This window comes from Saccharothrix sp. NRRL B-16314, from assembly GCF_000716595.1.
GTDB lineage: Bacteria > Actinomycetota > Actinomycetes > Mycobacteriales > Pseudonocardiaceae > Actinosynnema.
On the sequence record NZ_JNXC01000012.1, the window covers coordinates 255,628 to 272,235 of the forward strand.

The 16,608-nt window shown below is 70.5% G+C and carries 14 protein-coding genes; 7 read left to right on the plus strand and 7 right to left on the minus strand.

Going from position 1 to position 16,608, the window contains the following annotated elements; translation table 11 throughout:
• Positions 1-37: 37 nt before the first annotated feature.
• The 5 genes from OQ02_RS19905 to OQ02_RS19925 all read right to left on the minus strand — a co-directional run bounded on the left by OQ02_RS19905 (position 38) and on the right by OQ02_RS19925 (position 5,906).
• Positions 38-1,591: an amidohydrolase gene (locus OQ02_RS19905; RefSeq protein WP_033439950.1), complete on the minus strand. Its 1,554-nt coding sequence runs from the start codon at positions 1,589-1,591 to the stop codon at positions 38-40.
• Between the two features lie 95 nt (positions 1,592-1,686).
• Positions 1,687-2,703, minus strand: a complete 1,017-nt coding sequence (locus OQ02_RS19910; protein ID WP_033439951.1) for a hypothetical protein — start codon at positions 2,701-2,703, stop codon at positions 1,687-1,689.
• A gap of 122 nt (positions 2,704-2,825) precedes the next feature.
• A complete protein-coding gene (locus tag OQ02_RS46735) occupies positions 2,826-4,370 on the minus strand; it encodes an alpha-amylase family protein (protein WP_033439952.1) in 1,545 nt (514 codons plus the stop codon).
• On the minus strand, positions 4,367-5,326 hold the full coding sequence (locus tag OQ02_RS19920; RefSeq protein WP_033439953.1) for a TIGR03885 family FMN-dependent LLM class oxidoreductase: 960 nt from the start codon (positions 5,324-5,326) through the stop codon (positions 4,367-4,369). Before OQ02_RS19920 ends, OQ02_RS46735 begins: the two co-directional genes overlap by 4 nt.
• 88 nt (positions 5,327-5,414) lie before the next feature.
• Entirely contained in the window at positions 5,415-5,906 is a 492-nt protein-coding gene (locus OQ02_RS19925) for an FxsA family protein (protein WP_033439954.1), read from the minus strand.
• A 108-nt stretch (positions 5,907-6,014) separates the two neighbouring features.
• On the opposite strand from OQ02_RS19925, the gene OQ02_RS19930 reads away from it, so the two are divergent.
• The 5 genes from OQ02_RS19930 to OQ02_RS19950 all read left to right on the plus strand — a co-directional run bounded on the left by OQ02_RS19930 (position 6,015) and on the right by OQ02_RS19950 (position 10,556).
• Positions 6,015-7,403, plus strand: a complete 1,389-nt coding sequence (locus OQ02_RS19930; protein WP_033439955.1) for a KamA family radical SAM protein — start codon at positions 6,015-6,017, stop codon at positions 7,401-7,403.
• 198 nt (positions 7,404-7,601) lie between these two features.
• Positions 7,602-8,819, plus strand: a complete 1,218-nt coding sequence (locus OQ02_RS19935) for a cytochrome P450 (RefSeq protein WP_033439956.1) — start codon at positions 7,602-7,604, stop codon at positions 8,817-8,819.
• A gap of 30 nt (positions 8,820-8,849) precedes the next feature.
• Positions 8,850-9,092, plus strand: a complete 243-nt coding sequence (locus tag OQ02_RS19940) for an ATP-dependent Clp protease adaptor ClpS (RefSeq protein ID WP_197043401.1) — start codon at positions 8,850-8,852, stop codon at positions 9,090-9,092.
• A gap of 4 nt (positions 9,093-9,096) precedes the next feature.
• On the plus strand, positions 9,097-9,594 hold the full coding sequence (locus OQ02_RS19945) for a hypothetical protein (RefSeq protein ID WP_156077155.1): 498 nt from the start codon (positions 9,097-9,099) through the stop codon (positions 9,592-9,594).
• Between the two features lie 101 nt (positions 9,595-9,695).
• Positions 9,696-10,556: a carbohydrate kinase family protein gene (locus OQ02_RS19950; RefSeq protein WP_033440035.1), complete on the plus strand. Its 861-nt coding sequence runs from the start codon at positions 9,696-9,698 to the stop codon at positions 10,554-10,556.
• Between the two features lie 4 nt (positions 10,557-10,560).
• Here the strand turns inward: OQ02_RS19950 and OQ02_RS19955 are convergent, their stop codons facing one another.
• A complete protein-coding gene (locus OQ02_RS19955) occupies positions 10,561-11,427 on the minus strand; it encodes a hypothetical protein (RefSeq protein WP_033439959.1) in 867 nt (288 codons plus the stop codon).
• A 134-nt stretch (positions 11,428-11,561) separates the two neighbouring features.
• Here OQ02_RS19955 and OQ02_RS19960 point away from each other — a divergent pair, with 134 nt between their 5' ends.
• Positions 11,562-12,587 carry a LacI family DNA-binding transcriptional regulator gene (locus tag OQ02_RS19960; RefSeq protein WP_033440036.1) on the plus strand — a complete coding sequence of 342 codons (1,026 nt, stop codon included), beginning with the start codon at positions 11,562-11,564 and terminating at the stop codon, positions 12,585-12,587.
• A 26-nt stretch (positions 12,588-12,613) separates the two neighbouring features.
• Positions 12,614-13,561, plus strand: coding sequence for a winged helix DNA-binding domain-containing protein (locus OQ02_RS19965; RefSeq protein ID WP_051772542.1), 948 nt, complete (start codon positions 12,614-12,616; stop codon positions 13,559-13,561).
• Positions 13,562-13,615: 54 nt separating this feature from the next.
• On the opposite strand, the gene OQ02_RS19970 is transcribed toward OQ02_RS19965, so the two are convergent.
• Positions 13,616-16,561, minus strand: coding sequence for a carbohydrate binding domain-containing protein (locus tag OQ02_RS19970; RefSeq protein WP_197043402.1), 2,946 nt, complete (start codon positions 16,559-16,561; stop codon positions 13,616-13,618).
• Positions 16,562-16,608 lie beyond the last annotated feature (47 nt).

Genomic DNA, 16,608 nt, shown 5'->3' on the forward strand with positions numbered 1-16,608 from the left:
GCGCGGGCCGGTTCCGGGAGCGCGTCACGAGGGGGCGTCACCGGGCGTCCCGGTCGTAGATCGTGCGGCCACGCAGGACCGTGCGCAGGCACGTCGGGGCGGGGCCGTCGAGCGCGGGCAGCGCCGGGACGCGGGAACGGGGGTCGGTGGACCAGCGCTGCACGCGGCTGTCCGGGGCGGCGACCTCCAGGTCCCCGGCGTCCCACACGGCGTAGGTGGCGGGCGCGCCGGGCTGCAGGGTGCCGGTGACACCGTCGTCCACACCCGCCGCACGCCACCCGCCGCGGGTGTGCGCGGTGAACGCGGCGCGCGCGGACAGGCCGGAGCCGTCGGTGCGGTGCCGCACGGCGGCTCTGACCGTCGCCCACGGGTCGACCGCCGTCACCGGCGCGTCGGAACCCAGCGCGAGGATCATGCCCGCGGCGGCGAGCCGCGAGAACGGGTTCAGCGCCGTGCCCCGCTCCACCCCCAGCCGCTGCGCGTACATGCCCTCCGGGCCACCCCACTCGTGATCGAACAACGGCTGCACCGAGGCCACGACACCCCACGAGGCGAGCTTCGCCGCCTGCTCCGCGGTGACCATCTCCAGGTGTTCGAGCCGGTGCCGGCGGGCCGCGAGAGCCGGGGCGCCCACCACCGCCGCCGCCTTCTCGAACCCCTCGACCACCGCCGCCACCGCGGCGTCGCCGATGACGTGGAACCCGCCCTGCAACCCCGCCTCGGTGCACACCACCAGGTGCCGGGCGATCGCATCGGCGTCCAGGTACAGGGCACCGGACGTGTCGGCGTCCGCGTACGGGGAGCACAGCGCCGCCGTGCGGGACCCCAGCGCGCCGTCCACGAACAGGTCACCGGCCAGACCCCGCACCGGCAGGTCGACGGGCTCCAGGCCACCCCAGTAGCCGACGACGTCGAGCACGTCGGTCGCCAGCAGGTCGGCCAGGTCGTCGACGCCCGAGATGTCCGGTCCGGCGCACTCGTGCACGGAGGCGATGCCCCGGGACGCGGCGTGCGCCAGGAACGCCTGCTGCGCCTCGCGCCGCCGCCCCACCGGGATCGCGTCCTTCGCCGCACCCCGCACGTGGTGGTGCGACGCCCGGGACAACGGCCCGACGGGGGACCAGCCGTCGGCGTCGCGCGCGGCCGGCGCGAGGTCGACCAGCGCCGACGACACCAACGCCGAGTGCACGTCCACCCGCGACAGGTAGACACGAGCGCCGCGGGCGGCGTCGTCGAGCTCGTCACGGGTCGGCGGACGGTTCTCCGGCCACCGCGTCTCGTCCCACCCGTGACCCCACACCAGCGGACCCTCGGCGGCGCGCACCGCGTCCAGCAGTTCGGCCAGGGAACGGCAACCGGTCAGGTCGAGGCCCGTCAGCAGCAGACCCGCCGAAGTGGCGTGCACGTGGGCGTCGACGAACGCGGGCGCGACGAACGCCCCGTCCAGGTCGACCACCTCGGCTCCGGGGTGCAGCGCGCGGCCCACGGAGTCCTGGCCCAGCCACACCACGGTGCCGTCGCTGATCGCCATCGCCGTCGCGTCCGGCGCGGTCGGGGAGTGGACACGTCCCCCCACGAGCAGACGCGTCACCGGGCTCGTCGAACCCTGGCTCGTCGGACCGGGGCTCGTCGGACCAGAGCCGGCCGGGTCGGGGCTGCTCGACGCCGGGACGCCGTTCACAGTAGTCACGCCTGCTGAGTCTGCCGGTGCTCGAACAGCGACCGCACGGCAGGCTCGGCCCGCAGCAGGTCCAACGCGAACGCCGCATGACCGGGCACGTAACCGTTCCCGACCAGCATCTCCACGTCCGCCGCCAACCCCTCCGCGCCCAAGGCCGCGGCGGAGAACGACGTCGCCATCGAGAAGAAGACCACCGTGCCGCCGTCGGCCGTGGCGAGGATCGCCCCGTGCTCGCACCCCGGCACATCCACGCACACCACGGTCACGTCGACCTGGCCGCCGACCGCGTCCGCCACCGCGACCGGATCACGGGCATCCGCCACCACGACCACGTCGGCCAGACCCGCGTCACGCACCGCACCCGCCTCGCGCTCCGTCGGCACGAGCGCCACCAACCGCGACGCACCCGCCCGCCGCGCAGCCGCCAACGACAACGACCCCGACTTGCCCCCACCGCCCAGCACCAGCACCGACGGCGCACCGTGACGACGCACGACCCGGTCCGTCAACGCGGGCGCACCGCACACGTCCAGCACCGACAACGCCAACCCGGCCGGCAGGTCGTCGGGCAGCACCGACGCGATCGACCGGCCGAACAGCACCGCCGTGCCCGAACACGGCACCTGCTCGTCACCGCCGTCCCACCGCGCCAAGCCGTCGGTGATCCGCAACGGGGTCAAGGTCAACGACACCAGGGTCGCCACCCGGTCACCGACCCGCAGACCGAGAGGCGACGACGCACCCACCGCACGCACCGTGCCCAGCAGCATCCCGCCCGAACCGGTCACCGGGTTCTGCATCTTCCCGCGCGCCGCCACGATGTCCAGCACCGCCTGCCGCACCCCCGCGACACCGTGCTCCTCACGCAGCTGCCGGTACGACGCGGCATCCAGGTTGAGCCGTTCCACGTCGACCACGACCTCGTCCGGACCGCACTCCGGGGAGGAGTCCAACCGCCACGCCTGCTGCGGCAACACCCCCGCGGGTTCGACGACGCGATGCAGACCGTACGGCGAAGTCATGGAAATCCTTCGGTCGACAGGGTCAGGACGCGAATATCTTCACGTGCACGACCAGGATTCCGCAAGTATCTGGTTCGGGGGTCGACCCGCGACCACGCCGACCCCCGACCACACCACCGACGCTAGCGACGCACCTGACGGAACCACCGACAGTCGTACGGACCCAACTCCACCCGCGCCCGACCGTCCACCACCTCCACCGTGCCGTCCACCAACACGTCCGTCAGCACACCCTCCAACCCCGACAACTCCACCGACACCTCCCGCTCCGCGAAGTTGTGCACCGCCACCACCGTCCCGCCGTCGATGTCACACCGATGCGCGAACACCGCCGAATCCCCCGACTCCACCACCGCGAACGTCCCCCACGCCAACTCCGGGCACTCCCGGTACCGCTCGATCAACAACCGCGTCCACGCCAACAACGACTCCCCGTCCCACCGCTGCTCCGCCACCGCGTCCCACCACATCGGCGTCCGCACCGCACCCCGACCCTCCACCGCCAGGTCCTCCGTCATCCCCACCTCCTCCCCGTAGAACAACACCGGAGTACCCGGCAACGAGAACAACAGGCTGTACACCATCCGGATCCGCCGCAGGTCGAACCCCAACATCCCCGGCAACCGCCGCCGCAGACCCCGCCCGTACAACTGCATGTCCTCGTCCGGACCGAACGCGTCGAACACCTCCTGACGCTCCGGCACCGTCAACTTGTCCAACGTCAACTCGTCGTGATTGCGCACGAACGTCGCCCAATGACAATCACGCGGCGGCACCGGACGCTCCGTCAACGCGTGCGTCAACGGACCCGCGTCCTGCCGCGCCAACGACAAGTACATCTGCTGCATCCCGACGAAGTCGAAGCACAAGTGCAACTCGTCGCCCACACCATCGGCCTGCCCGAAGAACTTCATCGTCTCCGCATACGGCAGGTTCACCTCACCCAACAACACACCCTCGCCGTTGCGCCGCGACAAGAACGCCCGCAGATCACCCAGATAATCGTGCGGATCCGGCAACTCCTCCACCGGCGCCTCCAACAAGAACGGCACCGCGTCCACCCGGAACCCCGACAGCCCCAACTCCATCCAAAAACCCATCACCCGCGCGATCTCGTCCCGCACCGCCGGGTTCGCCACGTTCAGATCAGGCTGGTGCTTGTAGAACCGGTGCAGGTAGTACTTCTTAGCCTTCCGGTCGTACGTCCACAGCGACGTCTCCTTGTCCGGGAACACCACACCCTTCTCCGCGTCCGGCGGCGGCTTGTCCCGCCACACGTACCAGTCGTGGAACGGACTCCCCGGATCACGCGCGCTCTGGAACCACGGGTGCTTGTCCGACGTGTGGTTCACCACCAGATCCGCGATCACCCGGATACCCCGGTCGCGGGCCGTCCGCACGAACTCCACGAAATCACCCAGCGTACCCAGACGCGAATCGACACCGTAAAAATCCGTGATGTCATAACCATCGTCCCGCTCCGGAGTCGGGAAGAACGGCATCAACCACACACACGTCACACCCAACCGGTGCAAATGGTCGATCCGCTGCGTCAAACCCCGGAAATCACCACAGCCATCACCGTCCGAATCGTGGAACGTCTCCACGTCCAAGCAGTAGACCACAGCGTTCTTCCACCACAGATCAGCCGTCCTCGTGAGCTTCACGCCCGCACCCCCGGCAACACCCGCGCCCCGAACACGTCCAGGAAGCGTTCCTGCTCCTGACCCACGTGGTGCAAGAACAACCCGTCGAACCCCAACCCGACGTACTCCCGCAACAGCGCCACATGCCGACCGAGATCCGACGACACGTTCACCACCGCCGCCACCTGCTCCGACGTGACCCGCTCGGACACCACGTCGAAGTGCTCCACCGTCTCCAAGTCCCAGCACACCGGCGGACCGAACACATTGCTCCGCCACTGCTCGTGCGCGACCGCCGACGCCTCCTCCTCCGACTCCGCCCAACTCAAATGCACCTGCAAGTACAACGGACCCCCACCGCCCGCGTCCCGGTACGCACCCACCACCCGCTTCAAGTGCTCCACCGGCGCGTTGACCGTGATCAACCCGTCCGCCCACCCCGCGCACCACCGCGCCGTCGCCTCACTCACCGCCGCACCCACCAACGGCGGAGGCTCAGCCGGCCTCGTCCACAACCGCGCCCGGTCCACCCGCACCAGACCGTCGTGCGACACCTCCTCCCCCGCCAACAACGCCCTGATCACGTCCACACACTCACGCAACCGCGCCGCCCGCACGTCCTTCCGCGGCCACGCCTCACCCGTGATGTGCTCGTTGCTCGCCTCACCCGTGCCCAACGCCGCCCAGAACCGACCCGGGAACATCGCACCCAACGTCCCGATGGCCTGCGCCACGATCGCCGGGTGATACCGCTGACCAGGCGCGTTCACCACCCCGAACGGCAACGACGTCGCCTGCAGCGCGGCACCCAGCCACGACCACGCGAACGCCGACTGCCCCTGCCTGCTGCTCCACGGCGAGAAGTGGTCCGAACTCATCGCCGCGTCGAACCCCACCTCCTCCGCCCGACGCACCGCCTCCAGCAGCGCCGACGGATGTACCTGCTCATGCGAGGCGTGCACACCGATGACAGTCATGCCGTGTCACGTACCCACGGCCCCAACCCACGACACCCCCAGGCGTCCACCGGGGCCCGGGAACCGCAATCCCGGCCGCTCCCGGACGTCAGGTCAGCTCGGGCCGGTCCGCCGACGCCGAATCCGGACGCACGTCCACCACATCACCCTCGACCACGACACCGTCCACCACCACACCGCCGGCCATCGGCGACTGCCCGTACCGGAAGTTCAGCGCCATCGCCCGCTCACGCTCCTCCGCACGCCGGACGAACCCCCTGCTCACCAACCGCCGCGTCGGCGGGAACAGCAGGAACAACCCCACCACGTCACTGATGAACCCCGGCACAACGATCAGGAAACCCGCCGCCGCGATCAGCACGCCGTCCACGATCTCCTGGTGCGGCGGACGACGCGTCCGCAACGCCTCCGAGAACGCACCCATCGTGCGGGCGCCCTCACGGCGCATCAGCACCGAACCCGCCACCCCGCCCAGCACCAACAAGCCGAGGGTCGGCAACGCACCCCAGGCGTCGAACGCCGCCACCAGGGCCGTGACCTCGACCGCAAGGCCGACGAGCAGTACCGCCAACACGCGCATACCCACCCCAACGCACGGCCACCCCGAAACGCTCCCCGCCGAAATATTTACGTCGCAGGGGTCATCTGGCAGCATATCTTTAAGCAACTCGACGGGTAGGGAGCATGGATGACTGCGCTGCATGAGGTCACGCCCACGTCACACCGGGCCGACCTACAGCCCTACACCTACGTGCGCCAAGAGCTGACCGAACCCGACTGGCGCCGCTTCCCCGGCTGGCGCGACGTCACCGACGCCCAGTGGCGCGACGCCCAGTGGCAGCGCGTCAACTGCGTCAAGAACCTCAAACAGCTCCGCACCCTCATGGGCGACCTGCTCACCGACCGCTTCTACGAAGACCTGGTCGCCGACCAGGAACAAGCGGCCACCATGTCCATGCTCACGCCGCCCCAGATGCTCAACACCATGGCGCCCCACGCGCCACTGGACCCCGAGACGTTCACCGCGGCGTTCCTCGCCGACCCCGTCCGCCGCTACATGATCCCCGTCCGATCCGACCGCGACCCGGACTGGCCCAGCCACCCCCACTCCAGCCGCGACTCGCTCCACGAAGCCGAGATGTGGGTCGTCGAAGGCCTCACCCACCGCTACCCCACCAAGGTCCTCGCCGAACTCGTCTCCACCTGCCCCCAGTACTGCGGCCACTGCACCCGCATGGACCTCGTCGGCAACTCCACCCCCCAGATCCAGAAGCAGAAGCTCGAACTCAAACCCGTCGACCGCCAAGACCAGATGATCGACTACCTCAAGCGCACACCCGGCGTGCGCGACGTCGTCGTCTCCGGCGGCGACGTCGCCAACGTCCCCTGGCCCCAGCTCGAGTCGTTCCTCATGCGGCTGCTCGACATCGAGACCGTCCGCGACGTCCGACTCGCCACCAAAGCCCTCGCCGGACTGCCCCAGCACTGGCTCCAGCCCAAGGTCGTCGAAGGCCTCGAACGCGTCGCCCGCACCGCCTCACGACGCGGCGTCAACCTGGCCATCCACACCCACGTCAACCACGTGCAGTCCGTGACACCACTCGTCGCCGAGGCCGCACGCACCGCGCTGGAAGTCGGCGTCCGCGACGTCCGCAACCAGGGCGTCCTGATGAAGGGCGTCAACGCCACCCCCGACGACCTGCTCGACCTGTGCTTCGCGCTCCAAGGCGAGGCGAACATCCTGCCGTACTACTTCTACATGTGCGACATGATCCCCAACGCCGAGCACTGGCGCGTCGCCGTCTGGGAAGCACAGGAACTCCAGCACGCCATCATGGGCTACCTCCCCGGCTACGCCACGCCGCGCATCGTCTGCGACGTCCCGTACGTCGGCAAGCGCTGGGTCCACCAGCTCCACGAGTACGACCGCGAACTCGGCATCTCGTACTGGACCAAGAACTACCGCACCGGCATCGAACTGGACGACCAGGACGCGCTGGACCGCCGCTACCCGTACTACGACCCGATCTCCACCCTCGGCGAGACCGGCCGCCAGTGGTGGGCGTCGCAGCCCTGACCCCCGACCGTTCGACGGAAGCCCTGGATCCTCGGTCCAGGGCTTCTTTTTCTCGGGTGATTGCCGGACCACCGAGTTGGTGCAAATTTCGGTCTACACTGAAGTTATTAAGAGGATTATGGCGTGACGATCGCTCGACTACGCCATTCCGCTGGCACGCATGGCCCCCGGCGTCGACTCCGGGACAGACTGGCCGTCATGAGCGATTCAGCCGTTGCCGTCCAGTCCTACGACCTGTTCACCCCCGAAGCCATGGCCGACCCGAACGGGCTGCTGCACCGCATCCGCGCCGAAAGCCCCGTCAGCCTGGTCCCCCGGCTCGACGCGTACCTGCTCACCCGGCACGCCGACATCGTCGCCGCGCTCAAGGACCGCCGCCTCTCCCCCGCCAACATGGCCCAGACCCTCGCCACGTTCAGCCAGGCCGAGCAGGACGAGCTGCTCCCCCTGCGCCAGTCGATGGAGCTGTGGATGGGCCACACGGTCGAGGCCGACCACGTGCGGTTCCAGCAGCTGCTCAAGCGCTACTTCACCCCCGCCACCGTCAACGGCTTACGCCCGCGGGTGCGCGAGCTGACCGGCGAACTGCTCGACGCCGCCGCCGAACAGGGGCGGATGGATGTCGTCGCCGACCTGGCATACCCGTTGCCCGCCAACGTGATCGCCGAGATGCTGGGCATGCCGACCGAGGAACGCGAACAGCTCCAGGCGTGGTCGCGGGACATCCTGGCGATCTTCCAACTCTCCGACGTCGAGCAGCTGCGCCGGTCCCAGCGCAGCGTGCTGGAGATGCAGGAGTACGTGCGCGGCCTGGTCCGGCAGCGCCGCGCCGACCCGCGTGACGACCTGATCAGCATGTTCGTCGCCGCCGAGCGGGAAGGCCAGGTCGACGAGGACGAGATCGTGGCCAACTGCGTGCTGCTGCTGTTCGCGGGCCACGAGACGACCGCCGGGCTCATCGCCAACGGGCTGGCGTTGCTGTTCCAGAACCCCGACGAGCTGGCGCGGCTGAAGGCCGACCCGGAGCTGACGCCCGGCGCGGTGGAGGAGATGCTGCGCTGCGACGGGCCCGCGAGCGTGATCGTCCGGGTGAGCACCGAGCCGGTCGAGGTCGGCGGCCTGGACCTGCCCGCGGGCAAGCGGTTCTACCTGGCGATGATGGCCGGCAACCGGGACCCCGAGGTGTTCGCCGACCCCGACCGCTTCGACATCGGCCGCAAGCCGAACCGGCACACCGCGTTCGGCCTCGGCGCGTTCTACTGCCTGGGCGCCGCCCTGGCCCGCACCGAAGCCGACGAGTGCTTCCGCCTCCTGCTCGACCGCTTCCCCGACCTCCACCCGGTGTCCGACGTCCTCGACCGCTCCCCCGTGCCACCGCTCGGACACCGGCTGCACTCGCTCCACGTCGAATTCTGAGACCGGCGGCCGATCACGCATCATGTGCGCGTGAAGTCCCCCACCTGGGATGTCGTCCTGCACAGCGACGACATCACGTCACCGGATGTCGTGACCTACGCGCTGGTGCGAGTGCTCGACCTGCCCCCGACCGACGCGCTCGCCTTGGCGATGCGCGCCCACCGCGAGGGCTCGGTGTCGGCCGCGGCGTTCGACGAGGCCGGACCCGCCGGCGACGTCGTGACCGGGCTGCGTTACTACGGTCTGCACTGCGAGCTGGTGAGCCGTGTTTGAGGGCGTGCGAGTACAGCGGGACGGGGACACCCTCGTGGTGTGCCTCGACACGCGGGCGCGGACCTTCCTGCGCGAGCTCGCCGACCGGCTCCGGGCGCTGCTGGACGGCGACGAGCAGGCACGGCGTCGCGGGCTGGTCGAACGCCGGCTGTACCGCGCGCCCGAGGTGGTGCGGCGGGAAATGCCGCCGCCTGGGTCGAAGGAGCACGCCGACGTGCTGGACGCGGTGCTTCGGTTCGCGCGGGACCTGGCGTCCGCCGAGGACGTGCGGCTGGACGACCACGGCCTGCAGCAGTGGCTGTGCGCCCTCGGCTGGCTCAAGACCCTGGTCGTGCCCAGGTCCGTGGCGCGACTGCACCGGGACTGGTGGCGACGGTCCAACAAGGTGGCGGCGACCCTCTGCGGCTACCAGAACCTCCTGCTCTCGGTAGCGGCCCCGGACCTGTACCTGATGGCCTTCGAGGCAGTTCGCCCTCAATCGGAGGCACGGTGGATCGGCTGATTTCATTCCACACTGAAGTTATAGAGATGAACATGACAGGAGTTGCAGCCCGGCTTGCCGAGCGCTCGCCCGTTCGTTGATCACCCCCCACAATGGCGGGCATGCGGAAGCCGAGGGTGTTCGTCGCGGGGCCGGTGTCGTGGAACCGGCTGGTCTTCGTAAACCGGTTGCCCGAGGCACGGCCGCACACCGTGTTCGCCTCAGGCCACCGGACGGCGGTCGGCGGCACATCCGCGGGCAAGGCGTTGAACCTGGCCTCGCTCGGCGCGGACGTCACGCTGCGGACCGTCGTGGGTGACGACGACGCCGGGCAGGCGGTGCTCGACGTGCTGGAACGGGCCGGGGTCGAGGTGATCGCCGAGGTGGCGGCCGGCGCCACCGAGCAGCACCTCAACCTGATGGACCCGCACGGCGGGCGGGTGTCGATCTACCTCGAACTGCCCGAGCTGCGTGCCGCCGCGCACGCCGCGCGGACCGCGCAGGCACTGGCAGCGGCCGACGCCGCGGTAATCGACCTGGCCGAGCACTCCCGTCCCCTGCTCGCCGCCGCCCGCACGGCCGGGGTGCCGGTGTGGTGCGACCTGCACGACTACGACGGTGTCGCCGACTTCCACCGCGACTTCCTGGACGCCGCCGACCACGTGTTCCTCAACGACGACGCCTTCAAGGACGGGCACGACGTGGCCGAGAGCGCGGTACTGGCGTTCCTGAAGTCGCTCGACAAGCCGGCCGTGGCCACGCTGGGAGCCGCCGGTGCGCTGGGCGTGGCCGACGGCGCCGTCCACCGCGTCCCGGCCGTGCCGATCGAGGAGATCGTGGACACCAACGGCGCGGGCGACGCGTTCTTCTCCGGGTTCCTGGTGGCCCACCTCGCGGGCGCGGACATGCCCGCGGCGATGGCCGCCGGCGCCGAGCAGGCCGCCCGCTGCCTGGCCTCACCGGACCTGGCGCCCGCGGTCTGACGGGTTACCCGCCGATCTCGGCGTCGGCCAGCCGGAGCGTGCGGATCTCGTCCTCGCCCAACGGCACCCGCAGACCGCCGGGCGGGTCGTCCTGCTCGGCGGTCACCCGCCGGTCGGCGGCGATCACCGCCAGGATGTCGGGCACGCCCGTGCCCAGCAGCATGTCGATCAGCCGGCAGGCGTGCTCCGTGACGGGGAACTTCGCTCCCCGGTAGTGCGCCCTCGCCTCCCGCCACACGGCCCGCGCCGCCTCGGGTCCGTCGACGTGGGCCGCGTCGTGCAGGAGCCGGCACCAACCGACGTCGACGAGGTCGAAACAGCCGCCGAACTCGCTCTCCCAGGGACTGATCTCCGCGACCTCGCGGAACAACGCGAGGGCCGCGGCACGATCACCGGCGGCGTGGAGATCGTGCGCCGACATCAGTTTGGCGTTCAGCCGTCCTCGCGGTGTCGCCCCGTGCTCGGCGACGTAGGCCTCCATCTCGGCGTTCTCGTCCCGGAGTTCGGCCACGAGGTTCCGCAGGTGTTCGGAGTACCACCACAGCCCGGCCGTCTCGTCCTCGCCGACGCCGTTCGCCTCGGCTTCCCCCAGCAGCACGACGGCCCGGTCGTTGCCCTCGTCCACGTCGTCCGGGTCCGCGTAGCAGTCCAGCGAGTCCAGGCGTCCGTACGCCCCGACCAGCGCGAGCCCGCCTCGCAGGTCGTCCGCTCCCCCGTCCGCCAGGTGCTCCTCCACGGCGTCCGCGACGGAGGACCAGTCGGCCCCGTCGGCCAGGTCCCCGGCAGGGGTGAACTGCCCGGCGACCGGCGGCGGGAGCCGGCCGGAAGTGATCAGCCTGGTGACGGTGGCCGGGACCGGCGGCAAGTCCATGGTCCTCCTCCTCGACGCGCTGGTCCAAGATCAAAGCACGTGCCACCGACCAGTGGTCGACGTCAAGGGCTTGCAGAAACCGCTTGCAAGGACTTTCCTGACGGGTGCGGGTGACCACGGACGAGAGGATCGACATGGACGGCGTGACCGCGAGGTTGAGCGACATCGCCGCGCAGGCCGGGGTCAGCGAGGCGACCGTCAGCCGGGTGTTCAACGGCAAGGCGGGCGTCTCGGCGGCCACCCGGCAGGCGGTGGTCGCCGCGATGGACCTGCTCGGCTACGAACGCCCGCCCCGGCTGCGGCAGCGCAGCGCGGGGCTCATCGGGCTGATCACGCCGGAGCTGAGCAACCCGATCTTCCCCGCCCTGGCCCAGGTCGTGGAGCAGGTGCTGACCAGCGCGGGCTACACGCCGCTGCTGTGCACGCAGACACCGGGCGGCTCGACCGAGGACCAGCTGACCGAGATGCTGGTGGACCGGGGCGTGGCCGGGATCGTGTTCGTCTCCGGCCTGCACGCCGACTCCACCGCGGACATGGACCGCTACACCAAGCTCGCCGGGCGCGGCATCCCGTTCGTCATGATCAACGGGTACACGGAGAAGATCTCCGCGCCGTTCATGTCCACCGACGACCGCGCGGCCATGCGGCTCGCGGTGTCGCACCTGGTGGAGCTGGGGCACGAACGGATCGGCCTCGCCGTCGGCCCGCGCCGGTTCGTGCCGGTGCTGCGCAAGATCGAGGGCTTCGTCCAGCACATGCGCACGCTCCTGCCCTACACCGCCGAACAGGCCGAAGGTCTGGTTCAGCACTCCCTGTTCACGGTCGAGGGCGGGCAGTCCGCGGCGACGGCGTTGCTGGACAAGGGCTGCACGGCGATCGTGTGCGGCAGCGACCTGATGGCGTTCGGCGCGATCCGGGCGGCACGGCAGCGCGGGCTGAGCGTGCCGCAGGACGTGTCGGTGGTGGGGTTCGACGACTCGCCGCTGATCGTGTTCGCCGACCCGCCGCTGACCACGCTGCGCCAGCCCGTCGAGGCGATGGGCCAGGCCGCCGTGAACGCGCTGCTGGAGGAGATCGGCGGCACACCGGCACCGCACGCGGAGTTCGTCTTCATGCCCGAGCTCGTGGTCCGCGGCTCGACGGGCGCGGGGCCGAGGTGACCGCCGGTCGGGCGAGAGCGCTCCGCATGCGTGCGCAGCGCCTGACGACACCCGCCCGTTCCCTGCCCGAACTGCTGCACGACGTGCTGGCCGTTCAGGCGCAGGACGTCACGGCCGCTGGTCTCGCCGTGCGGGCCCGCACCACCGGTGTCACGCCCGCCGACCTCGTCACCGCGCTCGACTCCGGTGAGGTCGTGCGTACCTGCGCCATGCGCGGCGCGGTGCACCTGCTGCGCCGCGAGGACGTCGGCTGGCTGGTGGCGCTGCTCGGCCCGGTGAACGTGGCCCGCTCCCGGCGACACCGGCTGGAGCTCGGGCTCACCGACGAACTGTGCGCGCAGGCGTTGGACGCCCTGCGGGAAGTGCTGACCGAACCGCTCACGAGGCCGCAGGTCGTCGCCCGGCTCGCCGAGGTGGGCGTGGTGCTCGACCCGACCACCGCCGCGGCGGCCTACCTGCTGGCCTACGCCGCGAACAAGGGCGTGGTCAGCGCGGGCCGGTCGACCTACCGGCTGCTCCCCCACCCCGACGGCACCCGGCACGGCGTCGCGGAGCTGGTCCGCCGCTACCTGCGTGCCCACGGACCGGCCACGGTCGAGGACTTCACCGCCTGGAGCGGGCTGCCCGCGGTCGACGCGCACGCCGCGTTCCCCTACGACGAGCTGGTGGAGGGCAAGCACGGCTGGCAGCTGCCCGCCACCGACGCCGCCGACCTCGACGGCACGGTCCGCCTGCTCGGCCCGTTCGACACGTTCCTGCTCGGCTACCAGGACCGCGGCCTCCTGCTCGCCCCCGAACACGCGTCGCTCGTGCGGGGTGGCGCCGGTGGCACCCCGGTACCGCACGTCGTGGTGGACGGGCAGGTGCGCGGCACGTGGCGGCGGCGGGACGGGCGGGTCGTGGTGGAGCAGTTCGGCCACATCCCGGTGTCCGAACTCGACGTCGAGGTGGAGTCGGTGCTGGCCTGGGCGTGACCCCTGGGATCCGGCGGGCGGGCGGTGGGAGAGTGCACGCCCGCCCGCCGGAAGTCACTTCAGGTACGGCCCGTCGACACCGACCTTGCCCGGCGCGGGGTTGCCCGGCAGGTCCAGCACGTAGGCCCGCACGTTGCCCTTGCCGCTCACCGACGCCGTCAGGCTGCCGCCCGTGACGACCTTCGTGTCACCGGTGACCACGTCCCGGTAGGTGCCGTTGGGCACGCCGGCGAACGTCGCCGACCCGGAGACGGTGATCAGCGCGAAGCTGTCCACCGAGCCGGACGTGTAGCGGCGCTTGAACGCCATGCCGCCGGACACGCCGTCGGTCGAGTACTGGCCCTTCTGCAGCGCGGGCACCGCCCGGCGGATCTGGTTGAGCCGCTGCACGTGCTTGACCAGCGGTTTCTGCAACGTGGTCGCGACCGCGCCGGACGCGGACGACACCACGCCGTAGTCAGACGCGGTGACCTGGCCCGCGATCTGGTCGCCGTAGTAGGCCCGCCCGGTGGTGGCCAGCGGGCACGTCGGTCCGCAGTCGATCGGCTTGCCCGCCTGGAACTCGACCTCCGACCCGTAGTAGAGCGTCGGGATGCCCCGGAACGTCCACATGAGACTCATGTTCTCCGCCCACGCGTCCGTGCCGCCCGCGTAGCGCACGCTGGACTTGTTGGGCCCGAAGTCGTGCGAGTCCACGTACGTCACGTTGTAGGTGGCGTCGTTGGTCGAGTCGTCCGAGTCCTTGGCGTTCCAGAACGCGTTGTTCGCGTCGCCGAAGTTCATGTGCATGCGCATGTCGATGATGTTCATGCCGGAGAACTTCGAGTGGTCCGGCGCGTGGTAGGCGTTGCCGTCCAGGAACGCGTTGCGGCTCGTCGGCTGCCCGGCCGTGCCCAGCCCCTGCTCGTAGTCGTACTGCTCCAGCGCGGCGGTGGCGTCGTCGGCGCTGTACTCGCGGCGCTCCTTCCAGGTGAAGAACTGCGCCGAGTGGTTGACCGAGCCGCGGTTCCACTTGTCGTTGACGAACGCGGCGACCTCGCCGAAGACCAGGAAGTCCCGGCCCTTCTCGCCGAACTTCGCGGTGGCGTGCTGCTGGATCGCGGGCAGGAGCCGGCGGTTCCACGTCACCCTCGGGATGTGCACGGCGGTGTCCACCCGGAAGCCGTCGACACCCATGTCGATGAACCGGTTGTAGGCGTCGACCAGGTACTTCTGCACGATCGGGTTCTCGGTGTTGAAGTCGGCCAGGTCGTCGTGCAGCCAGCACGACCGGGAGTCCTCGCCCTCCCAGTTGCCGATCCAGCAGCGGTGGTAGAGCTGCGCGGGGAACATGCCCGAGGTGGGGCTCGGCCACTGGCAGCTGTAGATCCGGTAGCCCTCGGGGCTGGTGTACTGGGTGGGTTTGCCCCAGTCGACGCACGTGTTGCCGGTCGGCTCGGTGGTCGACCACAGGTCTCCGTTGTAGTACGACTTGCCGGTGTTCGGGTCGATGGTCAGGCCGTCGTACTCGAAGCCCTGCACCGGCTGGTCGTAGAACCAGGACCACTGGTCGTCCCGGACGCCGAAGACCTTCGCCTGGAACAGGCCCTTCGCGCCCCACCGCGAACTGTGGTTGTAGACGACGTCCTGGTAGATCTTCAGGCCCTTGGCGTGCGCCTTGTTGATCAGGTCCTGGTACGTCGCGCCGGGTGTCTCCAGGCGCGGGTCGACGCGGTAGAAGTCCCAGCCGTGGTAGCCGTGGAAGTCGTAGTCCGAGCGGTTGAGCACGACGGGCGTGATCCAGACCGCGGAGAAGCCGAGGCCCTTGATGTAGTCGAGCTTGTCCACCAACCCCTGGAAGTCGCCGCGGAACATCGGGTCGTTGTTCGCCGCGTTGCCGGAGCGGACGTGCTGGCTGCCGCCCCGGTTGTTGCCCGGGACGCCGTCGTTGAAGCGGGCGGTCATCACGAAGTAGATCGAGTCCTCGCGCGGGTCGCCGCCCAACGGGGTGCCGCCGGGCGGCGCCGGCGGCGCGTCGCCCGTGGTCACCGCGACGGACGCGGTGGACGCGGACTTGTTGCCCGCCGCGTCGTACGCCTTGAGGGAGTAGGTGTAGGTCGTGTTCGCCGTCAACGGGCCGTCGGCGAAGCCCACCGCGCCGGTGTTGCGCACGACCGTGCCCAGCGCGCCGCCGGTGCGGGTGATCTCGTAGCCCGCGACCGCGACGTTGTCGGTGGAGGCGTCCCAGGTCAGCGAGACGGTGAGCTCGGACGCCGCGGCCCTCAGGTCGGTCGGCACGCTGGGCGCGATCGTGTCCTGCGGGGCAGGGGGTCCGCAGGGGTCGGCCGCGCCGGCGGTGACCACGCCGTCCTTGACGGTGCTGCGCCCGGTTCCGATGGCGTAGTCGGCGCCACTGTTGTTGTCCCACTGGCCGGAGCCGTTGTTGAACGCGGCCTTGAGCCCGGTGGCGTCGCCCAGGTCGACCGAGGCACGTGCCCAGTCCGCGCAGACCTGTTCCATGGGCACGCCCGGCACGGCGGTCCACGTGCCGCCGGTGGGCTGGTAGTGGATGCGGGTCGCGGTCCAGCCGCGGGTCTTGGTGAAGTAGTAGACCTCGGCGTCGGCGGTGGGCTCCGGGTCCGGGTCGGGGTCGGTGCCGCAGGGGTCGCCGACGCCCACGACGCCGGCGGCGACCGTGACGTTCCCGGTGCCCAGGCTGTAGTTCCGGCCGTTGTTGTTGTCCCAGGTGCCCGAGCCGTTGTTGAACACCGCGACCAGGCCGGTGGCGTCGCCGAGCGGCACGGTCCGGCGCACCCAGCCGGCGCACGCCGCTTCCATGCGTTCGCCCGGCACGGCGGTCCACGGCCCGTTGCGCGGTTGGTAGTGCAGGTTCGCCGCGGGCCAGCCCGACGGCAGGCGGTAGAAGACGGTCGTGGTGTCGGCCGCGGCCGGTTGTGGAGTCGAGTCCTCGGCGGAACCGCTCGGCGCGGCCCAGGTTGCCCCGGCCAGGCCCGCTGCCACGAGTAAGGCGGTCAGTCGTCGCGATCTTGCTCGCATCACTGCTCCCG